This window comes from Roseateles sp. P2_H4 (assembly GCF_056403315.1).
Window position 1 is genome coordinate 1 of record NZ_JBFUFR010000005.1, and the last position, 12,673, is coordinate 12,673.

Here is a 12,673-nt window from a genome sequence, read left to right on the forward strand (position 1 = left end):
GCCTCGCAGGGCGCCCTGCTCGGCTTCTGCGCCATCGTCATCGTCTATGCGCGGGCGATGGCGAAGCTGGACGCCGAGCCGCACGTGGAAATTAGCGAACCGCCTCGCTCCTGAACAGGCGGCGCGTCTCGGCCTCGCCGACATGGCGCTGGTAGATCGCAAGCACACGGCCCTCGCGCTTGAGCATCTCCAGGTGGCGCGCCAGCAGCTGCAGGTCATCGTCGCTGACCTGCTGGCGGTTCACATAGATGCCGATGGGCTCGGGCTGGGACTCCGGCAAGTCGACGATCGTGACCTGCGCCGGCAGCAGGCCGTCATGGCGCTGCTTGACGTGGATGACGCTGGGGATCAGCGCCGCCCGGAGTCGGCCGGCATTCAGCTTGGCCGCGAGGTTGTCGAAGTCGGGCGAGTACTCGGCCTGACGTGACGCCAGCATGGCGTTGATGAGGTCGTCGAGCCGTGGGCTCAGGCGCACGCCGCGCACGACGCCGAGCTTGAGGTCGGGCATGCGCCGCAATTCTTCCAGCGTGTGCGGCACCGGCTCGCCGAGGACGATGAGGTCCTGTTCGGCGTAGGCGTAGGGCAGGAACTGGCCGATGCGTTCGCGGTCGGGGGCGCGCATGACCGAGGTGATGACGTCGAGCTGACCCTGCTCGAACTCCAGCAGCACGCGGGCGCGCGGCCGGCCGACCAGCTTGAGCCGGCAGCCGCTTCGCTGCGACAGCTCGCCGATCAGCTCTGGCACGATGCCCATCCACAGGCCGTCGCGCTGATAGGCGCCGTAGCCGAGCTCGGACACGCCGACATGCAGCTCGCGTGAGCAGGCGGCCTGGGCGCTTGCGGCAGCCAGCGCCAGCCACAGCGCGACGGCCTTATGCCTCATGCGGCCAGGAAGGGCTCGAGCACGGCGGCCAGCGCCTCGGGCTGGTCGTGATGCAGCATGTGGCCGGCGTCCTGCAGCACGGCCTTTTCCAACTGGGGCACCAGCGCCAAGCGGGCCTCGAAGTCCTCGCGCGGGTAGCGCTTGCCCCAGAAGCGCGTCAGCTGGTCGTCGCTGCCCTCGACCCAGAGCGTGGGCGCGGCGATGCGCTGCCAACAGGCCAGTACCTCGGCCTTGCGGTAGAGCATGGGGTTGGCGAGCTTGTGGGCCGGGTCGGCGTTGAGCTGGAAGCCCTCGGGTGTTTCGCGGGACCAGTGGTCGGCCAGCCAGGCGGCCTTGTCGGCGGCCAAGCGGGGGTTGTTCTTGCGCAGGCGCTCGGCCACGTCGGACAGCGTGGCGTAAGGTCGCAGCGAGGGCGGGTCCTTCAGCTCGTCCAGCCATTTGGCCAGGCGCTCGGGCGCGGCGGCGGGCGCGACGTCGGGCATGCCGAAGCCTTCGAGATTGACGAGGCGACGTATGCGCTGCGGACGAACCCCGGCATAGCTCATGGCCACATTGCCGCCCATGCTGTGGCCGAGCAGGTCCACCGGCGCGTCCGGGCTCAGCGCGTCGAGCAGGGCGTCGAGGTCGCCGAGGTAGTCGGGGAACCAGTAGCAGTCGGCGCCCGTCGTCGCGCTGAGGCCGAAGCCACGCCAGTCCAGCGCGACGACCTCGCGCTCCTGCCGCAGGGCATCGACGACGAACTGGAAGGAGGCGCCGACATCCATCCAGCCATGCACCATGACCAGCGGCGGGCGACCGGGCAAGGGTTGACCCCAGCGCAGGATGTGGTGGCGCAGGCCGCGCAGGCTCAGGAATTCGCTGCGATGGGTGCGGCTCGGGGTGTAGACATCGGGCATATCCGCACTGTAGGACACGGCAGTGCACTGACAATGGGGCCATCATGCCCGCACCCCGTCACGACATTCGCGCCGCCGAGCCGCGCGATCTGAAAGCCATCGTCCAGCTCATCAGCGAGCTCGCCGAGTTCGAGAACCTGACCCATCTGCTCGAAGTCACGCCCGAGAAGCTCGAGCCTCATCTGTTCGGCGACGAGCCGGCGGCCGAGTGCCTGGTCGGCATGGTGAACGGCGAGGTCGTCGCCTTCGCGCTGTTCTATACCAACTTCTCGACCTTCCTCGCCAAGCCCGGCCTCTATCTGGAGGACCTCTATGTGCGCCCCGCCCACCGCCGCAGCGGCCTGGGCAAGGCGCTGATCATCCAGCTGGCCCAGACGGCCTGCGATCGTGGCTATGGCCGCTTCGACTGGACGGTGCTGGACTGGAACGAGGACGCCATCCGCTTCTATGAAGGCCTGGGCGCCGACGTCATGCCCGAATGGCGCATCTGCCGCCTGACCGGCGAAGCGCTGGAGCGCTATGCGGACGGCGACCGGCCGAGCATGTGGTCCCCGTCGGCTTGGCTGGGGTTGTGAGCCCCTCGCCCAGCTGGCCGCGCTGAACGCGGGCCAGACTGGTCGGTCCCCCGAGGGGACGGCGATGCTTGCGGCATCGAGCCGCCAGCACATCGCCAAACGGGCCGGCTAGGGAGCGGCCCGGCGCTCGGCCCGAGTCCGGGCAATCCATTAGGTCAGCGCCCGCATGGCTGGCTAGCATTCGCCCCCTTGTCCCAACCGGGGGTGGCCCATGGCGGAAGACCGATACGAGCAGCTGCACAGCGCCTTCCGCTGGCAGGTGCCCAAGGACTTCAACATCGCCGAGGCCTGCTGCGGCCGCTGGGCGCGCGACACGCCCAACGCCCCGGCGATCTACTTCGACAGCGAGAGCGGCTGCCGCGCCCACTACAGCTATGCCCAGCTGCAACGGGCCGCCAACCGGCTCTCCAACGCGCTGCTGGACCAGGGCGTGCGCCGCGGCCACCGCGTGGCCATCGTGCTGCCGCAGCGCTTCGAGACGGCCGTCGCCCACATCGCCATCCAGCAGATCGGCGCGGTCGCCATGCCGCTGTCCATGCTGTTCGGCGCCGAGGCGCTGGAATACCGCCTGCAGGACAGCGGTGCCGTGCTGGCCATCGCCGCCTGCGAGGCGCTGCCGGCGCTGCGCGAGGTCAAGGCGCACTGCCCGGCGCTGCGCCGCATCCTCGTCGTTGGCGAATGCCCGGTGGACTGCGATGAGCTGCCCTGGATGCAGGCCCTGCAGGCCGAGGAAGCGCGCTTCAAGCCGGTGGCCACCCAGGCCGACGACCCGGCCATCCTGATCTACACCAGCGGCACCACCGGCAATCCCAAGGGCGCGCTGATCCCGCAGCGCGCGCTGATCGGCAACCTGACGGGCTTTGTCGCCAGCCAGAACTGGTTCGGCTTCGATCCCTTCGATGCGAGCAAGCCCAGCGACGCCGTGTTCTGGAGCCCTGCCGACTGGGCCTGGACCGGCGGCTTGATGGATGCGCTGCTGCCCACGCTCTACTTCGGCCGCCCCATCGTCGCCTGGCAAGGGCGCTTCTCGGCGGCCAAGGCCTTCGAACTGATGGCGGCCTATGGCGTCACGCATGCCTTCCTGTTCCCGACGGCGCTGAAGGCCATGATGAAGGCCGAGCCGCGCCCCAAGCGCCATGCGCTGAAGCTGCGCGCGCTGATGAGCGCGGGCGAGGCGGTCGGCGACGCGGTGTTCAGCTGGTGTCGCGACGCGCTGGGCGTGCCCGTCAACGAGATGTTCGGCCAGACCGAAATGAACTACGTCGTCGGCAACTGCCAGGCGCTGTGGCCAGCCAAGCCGGGCAGCATGGGCCGGGCCTATCCGGGCCATCGCGTGGCCGTCATCGATGACGAGGGCCGTGAATGCGCGCCGGGCGAGACGGGCGAAGTCGCCGTCAATGCACGTGACCGCCATGGCGTGCCCGACCCGGTCTTCTTCCTCGGCTACTGGAACAACGAGGCCGCGACCAAGGCCAAGTTCACCGGTGATTGGTGCCGCACCGGCGACCTGGCCCGCAGTGACCGTGACGGCACGCTCTGGTACGAGGGCCGTGCCGACGACGTCTTCAAGGCGGCTGGCTACCGCATCGGCCCCGGCGAGATCGAGAACTGCCTGCTCAAGCACGCCGCCGTCGCCAATGCCGCGGTCGTGCCCAAGCCGGATGCCGAGCGCGGTGCGGTCGTGAAGGCCTATGTCGTGCTGGCCGAGGGCCATGCCGGCACGGCGGCGCTCATCGAAGCGCTGCAGGCCCATGTGAAGGCGCGCCTGGCGCCCTACGAATATCCCAAGGAGATCGAGTTCATCGCCGCCCTGCCGATGACGACGACCGGCAAGGTGCAGCGCCGCGTGCTGCGGCTCCAGGAGCAGGAACGCGCTGCTTCAGCTTGCGCGGTGGCGTAGTTTCAGCAGGCTCAGGCCCAGCAGCACGAACAGCCCGCCCGAGATGCGGTTGAAAAGGCGCAGATGCCGCGCCTCGGTCAGGAAGCGGCGCAGCGTGCGGAACAGCCCCACATAGAAGGCGTGCGACACCAGGGCCAGCGCGGTGAAGGTCAGCGTCAGCAGCAGGGTCTGCAGCAGCAGGGAATGGCCGGGCGTCAGGAACTGCGGGAACAGCGCCGTGAAGAACAGGATGGCCTTGGGATTGGTCACGGCCACGCCCATGCCCTGCAGGAAGAGCTTGCCCGGCGTGTGCGGCTGGTTGGCAGAGGCCGGGGCATCCAGCCGCAGCGGCGCGCTGCGCCACTGCTTGATGCCCAGATAGATCAGATAGCCCGCGCCGACGAGCTTGACGACGAGGAAGGCCGAGGCCGACACGGCCAGCAGCGCGCCCATGCCGGCGGTGGCGGCGCCCGACACGATGAGGAGGCCGGCCGCATTGCCCAGCGAGCTGAACACCGTGTGCCGCGGCCCCACCGCCATCGCGTTGGAGATCGCCAGCAGCACGCCAGGGCCTGGCGAAAAACAGGTCAGCAGGGCCACGCCGCAGAACAGCAGCCAGGTCGAGAAAGGCATGGAGACTTCCGGGTCAGATCGACGACTCGGCCGAGTCTATGGGCTGGGCCTTAGCCCCCGGTTGCGCGCTGGTATTGGATGCGCCAGATCAGCGCCCAGGTTTTGCCGCCGTCGTTGCTGCCTTCCCAGTCCCACATGAAGCCGCCGGGCTGGATGTCGTAGAAGCGCATGCGCTGGCCCTTGAGCTGCTCGCCCACGGGCTTGAAGTCGGTCGCGAAGAAGCGCGTCTCACCCAAGCTGCCGCCGGTCAGCGCAAAGAAGCCACCCTGGTTGTCGGCCCAGGCCTGGTGCCAGACGCCGGCCTTGTCCAGCACCGACAGCGAGCGGCCCAGCAGCCGCGGCGCGACGGCCGGGTCGCCCTCGAAGTTCTCCTCGATGACCTGGCCGTCGAGGATCTTGGTGATGCGGTTGCGGGCCCGGGCCATGCTGCCGTCGGGCTTCTTCCAGGTGACGACCCAGTCGCCAACCCAGAAGTCGAACAGCTCGGCCGGAGCTGGTGCCGACAGGGCGGGTTGCAATGAGGCGGCGAGCATCAGGCCGGCGATGATTTGGCGCATGGCGGTGGTGGGAATGGTGATGCGCCAGCCTAGGTCCCGGCCGGTTCGCGCGGTGTTGCAGAAATTGCTCGCTGCGCTGTCCAAAGCCGGCAACCTCGTTCGTCGAAGGAATGCAACCTCCAGGAGCCCCCATGACCCTGACCCTTGTCCAGCGGCCGCCAACCCTCGTCGTCGGCCTGCAGATCCGCACGAAACCCATGTCGCCCGAGATCCCGGCACTGTGGCCCCGGTTCGTCGCCCGCATCGGCGAGATCCCGCATCCGGCCGAGCCCCGCGTCAGCTATGGCGTCATTGGCCCAGGCAGTGACAAGAACCAGTTGGACTACCTGGCCGCCGTCAGCGTCTCGGCCGACGGCCCCTTGCCCGAAGGCATGACCCGCCTGGTGCTGCCCGCCGGCACCTATGCCCGCTTCAGCTTCCCGCTGTCGAAGCTGGGCGAGGGCTTTGGCGAGATCTTCCAGCGCGCCTTGCCCGAGTCGGCCTATGTGCAGGCACCGGGCCCCCTCTTCGAGCGCTACGACGAGGCCTTCTGCCCGGACGACCCGAACTCGGCCGTGGAGGTCTGGCTGCCGGTCGCGCCCAAGGCCACCTGATTGACCAGGGCCGCGAACTCGCGGCTGCGCTCCAGGCTGACACCATGGCCGCAGTCGTAGTGCCGGCCCTGCACATGGGGCCCGGCGGCCAGGAAACGGGCCTCCTGGCGCAGCATGACGTGGTCCTTCGTGCCGTTGAGCAGCCAGACCGGCTGAGGGATGGCCTTCAGGCGGGCGAGGTGGTCCACGCCCCAGAGGGCGTCCACGCAGTCCGCGAAGACCTTGAAGCTGATGCCGCCGGCCACGACGGCGTCGATGTCCGCCGGCGCGACGCCGCCCTCTTCGGCCAGCAGCTTGCGGATCTTGGGCTCGGCGCGCGCCAGCAGGCGGGGCTCGCCGACCAGGGCCAGCAACAGCTTGAACATGGCCGCCTTGGCCCGAAAGTGCAGGGCGGTGGGCCACTGCTCGATATTGGCCGTGCAGCCGCCGACGATCAGCCCCTGCAACCGGTTCTGCGGCAGGGCGGCCGCGGCGGATAGCGCGGTGTAGCCGCCCAGGGAATCGCCCACCAGCAGCACCGGCGCAGGCGCCAGGGCCGCAACGGCCTGCCTGACCGTCTCGACCGCGCCCGCCAGCGTGAAGCGCTCGCCGCGCCGCGAGCCATGGCCGGGCAGGTCGGGCGCAAGCCATTGCAATTGCGGGTCCAGGTGCCGGCGCAGCGGCGCCCACATGCCGCCGCTCAGCGTCGCGCCGTGGATCAGGACGAGGGCTGGGTTGGACATGTCGGACAGCTCCAAAGTCTGAAACCTATCCTACAGGATGGCGAAGGCCTGGTCGCGCCGGGTTTTCCTGGTCGCGGGCATCAATCACCCGTGCAATGGGGAGATCTGTGCGATACCTTGCAAACAGCCGTCGCCATGTCATGGGGATTGCCCTTGGTTGGTGCAGAAAACGGGTAAACCTGTTTGACATGTTGGATGGGGCTATCCTAATCTTCATCTCAACACGGACCCAGCCATGACGCCCAGTCCCACCCTCAGCCCCATCGAGCGACCGACGCTGTCGGCCCAGGTCGCCCGGCATCTGCTGGCCCTGATCAACAGCGAGCAGCTCCGCCCGGGCGACGGCGTGCCCAGCGAGATGCGCATCAGCCAGGAGCTGCAGATCAGTCGGGGCAGCGTGCGCGAGGCCTACCGGTCGCTGGCGGCGCTGGGCATCCTGGAGATCGAAGGCGGCCGCCGGCCACGGCTGCGCATCGTCGACGCCAGCGTGCTCGGCCAGGTGTTCGACTACGCGCTGAACACGGCGCAGGTGAACATCGCCCACGTGCTGGAGACGCGCCGCGCCATCGAGCTGCAGACGGCCCAGCTCGCCGCCCGCTACGCCGACGAGGCGCAGCGCAAGCGCCTGCGCGAACTGGTCACGCAGATGCGCACGGCCGGCCACGACCATGCCCGCCGCATCGCGGCCGACGCCGACATCCACCACCTCATCGCGGCTGCCAGCGGCAACCCGCTGCATGCGCTGCTGCTGGGCGCGCTGGGCACGCCGGTCAAGGCCTCCGCCCGCATGCACCTGGCCGAAACCCGTCCCGAGAGCGAGCTGCTGCGGGTCATCGATGCGCACGAGGCGGTCGTCGACCGCATCTGCGCCGCCGACCCCATGGGCGCGCAATCGGCCATGTCCTACCACTTCGACCTGGCGATGGTGCACGTGCAGCGCCAGGGTGATCGCAACTCCGCCGAAAGCGGCACCGGCCCCGGGGCCGGTCCAACAGGCGTCATCAGCACCTGAGGGGCCAGCGTCCTCTCGGGGCCTGAAGACAGCAAGGTCCCCACATGTCCAACACCGAGTTCTCGGTTGTGCCTGGCGCAGCCGAGCGGGCGATCTCACGCCTGAAAAACCGCTTCGGCGACCGGCTGAGCACCAGCGCAGCGGTCCGCGAACAGCATGCCCGTGGCGAAGGCCTGGCGACGCGGCTGGCGCCCGACGCCGTGGTCTGGCCCGAGAACAAGCAAGAGGTCTGCGAGGTGCTGGCCCTGTGCAACGAACTGGGCGTGCCTGTCATCGCCTTCGGCGCCGGCAGCTCGCTGGAGGGCCACGTCAGCGCGCCCTATGGCGGCATCTGCCTGGACGTGTCGCGCATGAACCAGGTGCTGGAGGTGCACGCCGAGGACGGCGACTGCACCGTGCAGCCGGGTGTGACCCGTGAGGACCTCAACGCCCATCTGAAGGGCACGGGCCTGTTCTTCCCCGTGGACCCGGGTGCCAACGCGACGCTGGGCGGCATGGTGTCCACCCGCGCCTCGGGCACGACCACGGTGCGCTACGGCTCCATGGTGCACAACGTGATGGCGATGGAAGTGGCGCTGGCCGATGGCCGCCTCGTGCGCCTGGGCACGCGGGCCCGCAAGTCCTCCGCGGGGCTGGACCTCGTGCACCTGATGACGGGCTCGGAGGGGACGCTGGGCGTCATCACCGAGCTGACGCTGAAGCTGCACCCGCTGCCCGTCGAGGTCGCCGCGGCGAGCTGCGCCTTCCCGACGCTGGCCGACGCGGTGGACGCGGTCACCGAGATGTCCATGACCGGCCTGCCGTTCGCGCGCATCGAGTTCCTGGACGAACACCAGGTGCGCGCCTGCAACCAGTATTCGCCGCTGGGCCTGTCCGAGCAGCCCACGCTGTTCCTGGAGTTCCATGGCTCCGAGGGCGGCGTGCGCGAACAGGCCGAGATGGCCCAGGAAATCTGCGGCGGCAACGGCGGCGTGGGCTTCACCTGGGCCACGCGGCCCGAGGACCGCACCCAGCTCTGGCGCGCCCGTCACACGGCCTACTTCGCCGCGCTGGCGCTCAAGCCCGGCTGCCTGAGCGTTGTCGCCGACGTCTGCGTGCCCATGTCGGCCCTGGCCGAGAACGTGGGCCAGGCGCGCCGCGACATCGACCGCGAAGGCCTGGTCGCGCCCATCCTGGGGCATGTGGGCGATGGCAACTTCCATGTGCTCTTCATGCCCATGCCCGACCGGGCCGACGAACAGGCCGCGGTGGAGCGCGTCTACGCCGCCATGGTGGACCGCGCCCACGCGGCCGGCGGCACCTGCACCGGCGAGCACGGCATCGGCCTGGGCAAGAAAACCAAGCTGCTGGCCGAGTACGGCCCCGATGTCGTCGGCCTGATGCGCGCCATCAAGACCGCTTGGGACCCCAAGGGGATCCTGAACCCCGGGAAGATTTTCTGAAGCCACAACACACAACAGAGAGACAAGCCATGAGCACCAGAACCACTCCCATCGCTCGCGCCGCCCAGTTGCTGTGCGCCTGCGCCACCTTCGCCCCTGCGGCCTGGGCCGCCGACGACCCCAAGGCGCCGCAGAACGAGACCCTGGACAAGGTCGTCGTCACCGCGCAGAAGCGCGAGCAGGCGGCTCTCGACGTGCCGGCCTCGGTGACGGCCCTCAGCGCCGAGCGCCTGACGCGCAGCGGCGCCACCAAGCTGGAGGACTACGCGGCCCAGGTGCCGGGCCTGTCGTACAGCAGCATCGGCCAGGGCAATATGCAGATCGTGTTGCGCGGCATGTCCACGGGCCTGGCCCAGGCCGCGCCGACGACGGCCATCTACATCGACGAGGCACCCGTCGGCTCCGTCAACGCCTACACGGTGGGCAGCCAGCTCGCGCCGGACTTCGACCCCGCCGAGCTGACCCGCCTGGAAGTGCTCAAGGGCCCGCAGGGCACGCTGTTCGGCGCCGGTGCCGTGGGCGGCCTGGTGCGCTTCGTGACGGCCCAGCCCGACACGCGCAACGTCAGCGCCCGCCTGACGCTGGGCATGAACAGCGTCGCCCACGGCGGCAACGGCAGCATCGTGCGCGCCTCGGCCAACCTGCCGTTCGCCAACGAGACCATGGGCCTGCGCGTGTCGGCCTACAGCCGCAAGGACGCCGGCTTCATCGACGTGAAGCCCGGCATGGAAGACGTCAACGACGCCAAGGTGCGCGGCGCCCGCGTGGCCTACACCTGGCTCATCAACGCCGACTGGACGCTCAGCGCGATGGCGCTGCAGCACCAGGTGCGCTCCGGCGGCCCCAGCACCGTGGACGTGGACGGCAAGACGCTGCAGCCCAAGACCGAGGACTACCACCACTCGCTGCTGACGCCGGAGTCGCGCGACACCGACCTGGACCTCGCCAACGTGACCCTCAAGGGCCGCATCGGCGACTTCAACCTCGTGTCGTCGACGACCTCGCAGCGCATGACCTCGCGCACCTACCAGGACATGTCCACCTCCTACGGTGTGCTGCTGGGCGTGGTGCTCAGAGACATGAACTACGGCGTCGGCTTTGCGCAGAGCACCAGCACCAAGCGCCTGTCGCAGGAGCTGCGCCTGCAGTCCACCGTCGGCAAGCTGGACTGGGAGGCGGGCCTGTACTACACGCAGGAGGACGACACCAACCGCATCCCCGGCTTCGACACCTTCTCGCTGGCCACCGGCGCGGCCAAGCCGGTCAACATCCCCGGCACGCAGATTCCCTTCCCCGACGGCGCCGCCAAAGCCCGCATCGACACCAAGTACCACGAGACCTCGGTGTTCGCCAACGCCAACTACGCGTTGACCGAGCAGTGGGACCTCCAGGCCGGCGTGCGCTACGCCCGCGACAACCAGGACTACGACCAGGCCTACAGCGGCCTGCTGTTCACGCCCAACGTCGTGTTCACGCAGTCGGCCACGCACAGCAAGACCACCTATCTGCTGACGAGCCGCTTCAAGCCCACGGCGACCGACGCGATCTACGCCCGCGCCGCCAGCGGCTACCGCCCCGGCGGCCCCAGTGCCGCGCCGCCCACCACCGGCCGCCCGCCCGTCGTCGACGCCGATTCGCTGACCAGCGTGGAGATCGGCTGGAAGACGGTGGGCCTGGGTGGCAAGCTGTCCTTCGAGGCCGCCGTCTTCCGCACCAACTGGAAGGACATCCAGATCCAGACCAGCGCCCAGGGCGCCAACTTCTTCGTCAACGGCGGCCAGGCGCGCAGCCAGGGCCTGGAGGCGACGCTCGCCTGGTACCCGGTCGCGGGCCTGAGCCTGCGCGCGTCGCTCGGCTACACCGACGCCAAGCTCACCGAGGACACCACCAAGGTGCGGCTCAACCCCGGCACGCCGGCCGAGAAGCCGCTGGGCCGCAGCGGCGACCGCCTGCCCTTCGTGCCCAAGATCACCGGCTCGCTGGCAGCCGACTACCGCTGGGCCGTGGGCGGCGGCTGGGCGGCCTCGGTCAATGTCGGCGTGAATCGCATCGGCGAGCGCCAGAGCGACTACAGCGGCAAGACGCCCATCGCCGTGCCGGCCTACACGACGGCCAGCCTGGGCGCCGGGCTGGAGAACGCGACGTGGCGGCTGTCGACCTATGTGAAGAACATCGGCGACACCAAGGGCATCACTTTCCTGGCCGACCGCGGCCTGCCGCCGCTGACGCCGAACTCGCCCACGGCCGCCGGCATCGTCACGCCGCGCACCATCGGCTTGGAAGCCAGCGTGCGGTATTGAAATGCCCCTCGTCCAAGGAATACCTTGGCCGGTCCCCCGAGGGGACGGCGATGCTTGCCGGCTCGACCGGCAAGCACATCGCCAGAGCGGGCCGGCTAGGGAGCGGCCCGGCGCTCGGCCCGCAGGCATGCACTACGGCCGCGAATGCGGAATGGACAACTGAGATGGGTTCTCTCGTTCACGAGCACCGCCTGCCGCCGCTGCCGCTCGACAGCGGCGCGACGCTGGCCGCGCCGGTCATCGGCTACCGCAGCCTCGGTAAGCTGAACGCCGAGGGCACGAACGCCGTCCTTGTGCTGCATGGCTACACGACCGGCCCCGACATGCTGGAGCCCGGCGCCAACGTGGCCGAGGGCTCGTGGAGCGCGCTGGTGGGGCCGGGCAAGGCGATCGACAGCGAGCGCTGGTTCATCGTCTGCCCCAATATGCTGGGCTCCTGCTACGGCTCCAGCGGCCCGGGCAGCGTGAACGAGGCGACGGGCCGGCGCTGGGGCCTGGATTTCCCGGCGATCACGCTGGCCGACATCGTGCGCTCGCAGAAAAGCCTGCTCGATGAACTCGGCGTGAAGCGCCTCGCCGCCGTGGTCGGGCCGTCCTTCGGTGGCTACCAGGCGCTGCAGTGGGGCGTGCAATACCCCGACTTCGTCGAGCGTGTCATCGCCGCCGTCTCGGCGCCCTGGCACCCGGAAGGCGCCGGCAGCAGTGCGGCCGTGCGCGCCCAGCTCGCGGCCATGGATGGCTGGCGCGACGGTCGCTATGACGTCGAGACCATGCGGCAGGGCCTGCGCGCACTGCGCATCGCGACGCTGCAGCGCTACGGCGTGGAAGCCGAGCTGGCGTCGCGCCTGCCCGACGCAGCCGAGCGCGCCGCCGCCCTCGAGCGCATGGCGGACGACTGGGCGCGCGGCTTCGATCCCGGTGCGCTACTCGTGCTGATGCAGGCCGCCGAGCGCTTCGACCTGCGCGGCCAGCTCGCGCGGCTCAAGGCGCCGTTGCTGTGGGTGCTGTCCAGCAGCGACGCCGTCTTCTCGCCGGTCCTTGTGGACGCCGCCCGCCCGCTGCTGGACGCGGCCGGCGTGGACTGGCGCGCCCAGGTGCTGCACAGCGACAAGGGCCATCTCGCATCCGGTGCCGACGCCGCCCTGTGGGCAGCCTCGCTGCATGACTTCATGAACGGCTGA

Annotated in this window: 12 protein-coding genes; 7 read left to right on the plus strand and 5 right to left on the minus strand. The window is 69.6% G+C overall.

The genetic code is table 11. From position 1 onward, the window contains the following. Positions 1-91: 91 nt before the first annotated feature. Positions 92-883, minus strand: coding sequence for a substrate-binding periplasmic protein (locus tag AC1DW3_RS05000; RefSeq protein ID WP_477929173.1), 792 nt, complete (start codon positions 881-883; stop codon positions 92-94). Then, positions 880-1,779 (minus strand): alpha/beta fold hydrolase, encoded by a 900-nt coding sequence (locus tag AC1DW3_RS05005; protein WP_477929175.1) that lies wholly within the window; start codon positions 1,777-1,779, stop codon positions 880-882. The genes AC1DW3_RS05000 and AC1DW3_RS05005 overlap by 4 nt, the downstream gene beginning before the upstream one ends. A gap of 44 nt (positions 1,780-1,823) precedes the next feature. Between AC1DW3_RS05005 and AC1DW3_RS05010 the strand changes: the two genes are divergently transcribed. Continuing rightward, the gene (locus AC1DW3_RS05010) at positions 1,824-2,354 is read left to right on the plus strand and encodes an N-acetyltransferase family protein (protein WP_477929177.1); all 531 of its coding nucleotides are present in this window, start codon (positions 1,824-1,826) and stop codon (positions 2,352-2,354) included. A 211-nt stretch (positions 2,355-2,565) separates the two neighbouring features. Further along, positions 2,566-4,254, plus strand: coding sequence for an acetate--CoA ligase (locus tag AC1DW3_RS05015; RefSeq protein WP_477929179.1), 1,689 nt, complete (start codon positions 2,566-2,568; stop codon positions 4,252-4,254). On the opposite strand, the gene AC1DW3_RS05020 is transcribed toward AC1DW3_RS05015, so the two are convergent. Both AC1DW3_RS05020 and AC1DW3_RS05025 read right to left on the minus strand, forming a co-directional pair. Next, on the minus strand, positions 4,234-4,866 hold the full coding sequence (locus AC1DW3_RS05020) for a LysE family translocator (RefSeq protein WP_477929180.1): 633 nt from the start codon (positions 4,864-4,866) through the stop codon (positions 4,234-4,236). The genes AC1DW3_RS05015 and AC1DW3_RS05020 overlap by 21 nt on opposite strands. A gap of 50 nt (positions 4,867-4,916) precedes the next feature. Continuing rightward, a complete protein-coding gene (locus tag AC1DW3_RS05025; protein WP_477929182.1) occupies positions 4,917-5,423 on the minus strand; it encodes a hypothetical protein in 507 nt (168 codons plus the stop codon). A gap of 131 nt (positions 5,424-5,554) precedes the next feature. On the opposite strand from AC1DW3_RS05025, the gene AC1DW3_RS05030 reads away from it, so the two are divergent. Continuing rightward, complete coding sequence (locus AC1DW3_RS05030) at positions 5,555-6,016, plus strand: GyrI-like domain-containing protein (RefSeq protein ID WP_477929184.1); 462 nt, start codon at positions 5,555-5,557, stop codon at positions 6,014-6,016. Here the strand turns inward: AC1DW3_RS05030 and AC1DW3_RS05035 are convergent. Further along, on the minus strand, positions 5,938-6,738 hold the full coding sequence (locus AC1DW3_RS05035) for an alpha/beta fold hydrolase (RefSeq protein ID WP_477929186.1): 801 nt from the start codon (positions 6,736-6,738) through the stop codon (positions 5,938-5,940). The two genes, AC1DW3_RS05030 and AC1DW3_RS05035, sit on opposite strands and share 79 nt — an antisense overlap. A 235-nt stretch (positions 6,739-6,973) precedes the next feature. On the opposite strand from AC1DW3_RS05035, the gene AC1DW3_RS05040 reads away from it, so the two are divergent. The 4 genes from AC1DW3_RS05040 (at position 6,974) to AC1DW3_RS05055 (ending at position 12,673) form a co-directional block, all read left to right on the plus strand. Continuing rightward, positions 6,974-7,750 (plus strand): FadR/GntR family transcriptional regulator, encoded by a 777-nt coding sequence (locus AC1DW3_RS05040; RefSeq protein WP_477929188.1) that lies wholly within the window; start codon positions 6,974-6,976, stop codon positions 7,748-7,750. A 44-nt stretch (positions 7,751-7,794) separates the two neighbouring features. Then, complete coding sequence (locus AC1DW3_RS05045; protein WP_477929190.1) at positions 7,795-9,192, plus strand: FAD-binding oxidoreductase; 1,398 nt, start codon at positions 7,795-7,797, stop codon at positions 9,190-9,192. A gap of 29 nt (positions 9,193-9,221) precedes the next feature. After that, positions 9,222-11,492, plus strand: coding sequence for a TonB-dependent receptor (locus AC1DW3_RS05050; protein WP_477929192.1), 2,271 nt, complete (start codon positions 9,222-9,224; stop codon positions 11,490-11,492). A gap of 164 nt (positions 11,493-11,656) precedes the next feature. Beyond that, a complete protein-coding gene (locus AC1DW3_RS05055) occupies positions 11,657-12,673 on the plus strand; it encodes an alpha/beta fold hydrolase (protein ID WP_477929194.1) in 1,017 nt (338 codons plus the stop codon).

What these genes read in the sequence shown, in the direction of transcription:
- AC1DW3_RS05030 (WP_477929184.1), top strand. Translation starts at nt 5,555, where the DNA reads ATGACCCTGACCCTTGTCCAGCGGCCGCCAACCCTCGTCGTCGGCCTG.
- AC1DW3_RS05005 (WP_477929175.1), bottom strand. Translation starts at nt 1,779, where the DNA reads ATGCCCGATGTCTACACCCCGAGCCGCACCCATCGCAGCGAATTCCTG.
- AC1DW3_RS05025 (WP_477929182.1), bottom strand. Translation starts at nt 5,423, where the DNA reads ATGCGCCAAATCATCGCCGGCCTGATGCTCGCCGCCTCATTGCAACCC.
- AC1DW3_RS05010 (WP_477929177.1), top strand. Translation starts at nt 1,824, where the DNA reads ATGCCCGCACCCCGTCACGACATTCGCGCCGCCGAGCCGCGCGATCTG.
- AC1DW3_RS05000 (WP_477929173.1), bottom strand. Translation starts at nt 883, where the DNA reads ATGAGGCATAAGGCCGTCGCGCTGTGGCTGGCGCTGGCTGCCGCAAGC.
- AC1DW3_RS05020 (WP_477929180.1), bottom strand. Translation starts at nt 4,866, where the DNA reads ATGCCTTTCTCGACCTGGCTGCTGTTCTGCGGCGTGGCCCTGCTGACC.
- AC1DW3_RS05055 (WP_477929194.1), top strand. Translation starts at nt 11,657, where the DNA reads ATGGGTTCTCTCGTTCACGAGCACCGCCTGCCGCCGCTGCCGCTCGAC.
- AC1DW3_RS05015 (WP_477929179.1), top strand. Translation starts at nt 2,566, where the DNA reads ATGGCGGAAGACCGATACGAGCAGCTGCACAGCGCCTTCCGCTGGCAG.
- AC1DW3_RS05050 (WP_477929192.1), top strand. Translation starts at nt 9,222, where the DNA reads ATGAGCACCAGAACCACTCCCATCGCTCGCGCCGCCCAGTTGCTGTGC.
- AC1DW3_RS05045 (WP_477929190.1), top strand. Translation starts at nt 7,795, where the DNA reads ATGTCCAACACCGAGTTCTCGGTTGTGCCTGGCGCAGCCGAGCGGGCG.
- AC1DW3_RS05035 (WP_477929186.1), bottom strand. Translation starts at nt 6,738, where the DNA reads ATGTCCAACCCAGCCCTCGTCCTGATCCACGGCGCGACGCTGAGCGGC.
- AC1DW3_RS05040 (WP_477929188.1), top strand. Translation starts at nt 6,974, where the DNA reads ATGACGCCCAGTCCCACCCTCAGCCCCATCGAGCGACCGACGCTGTCG.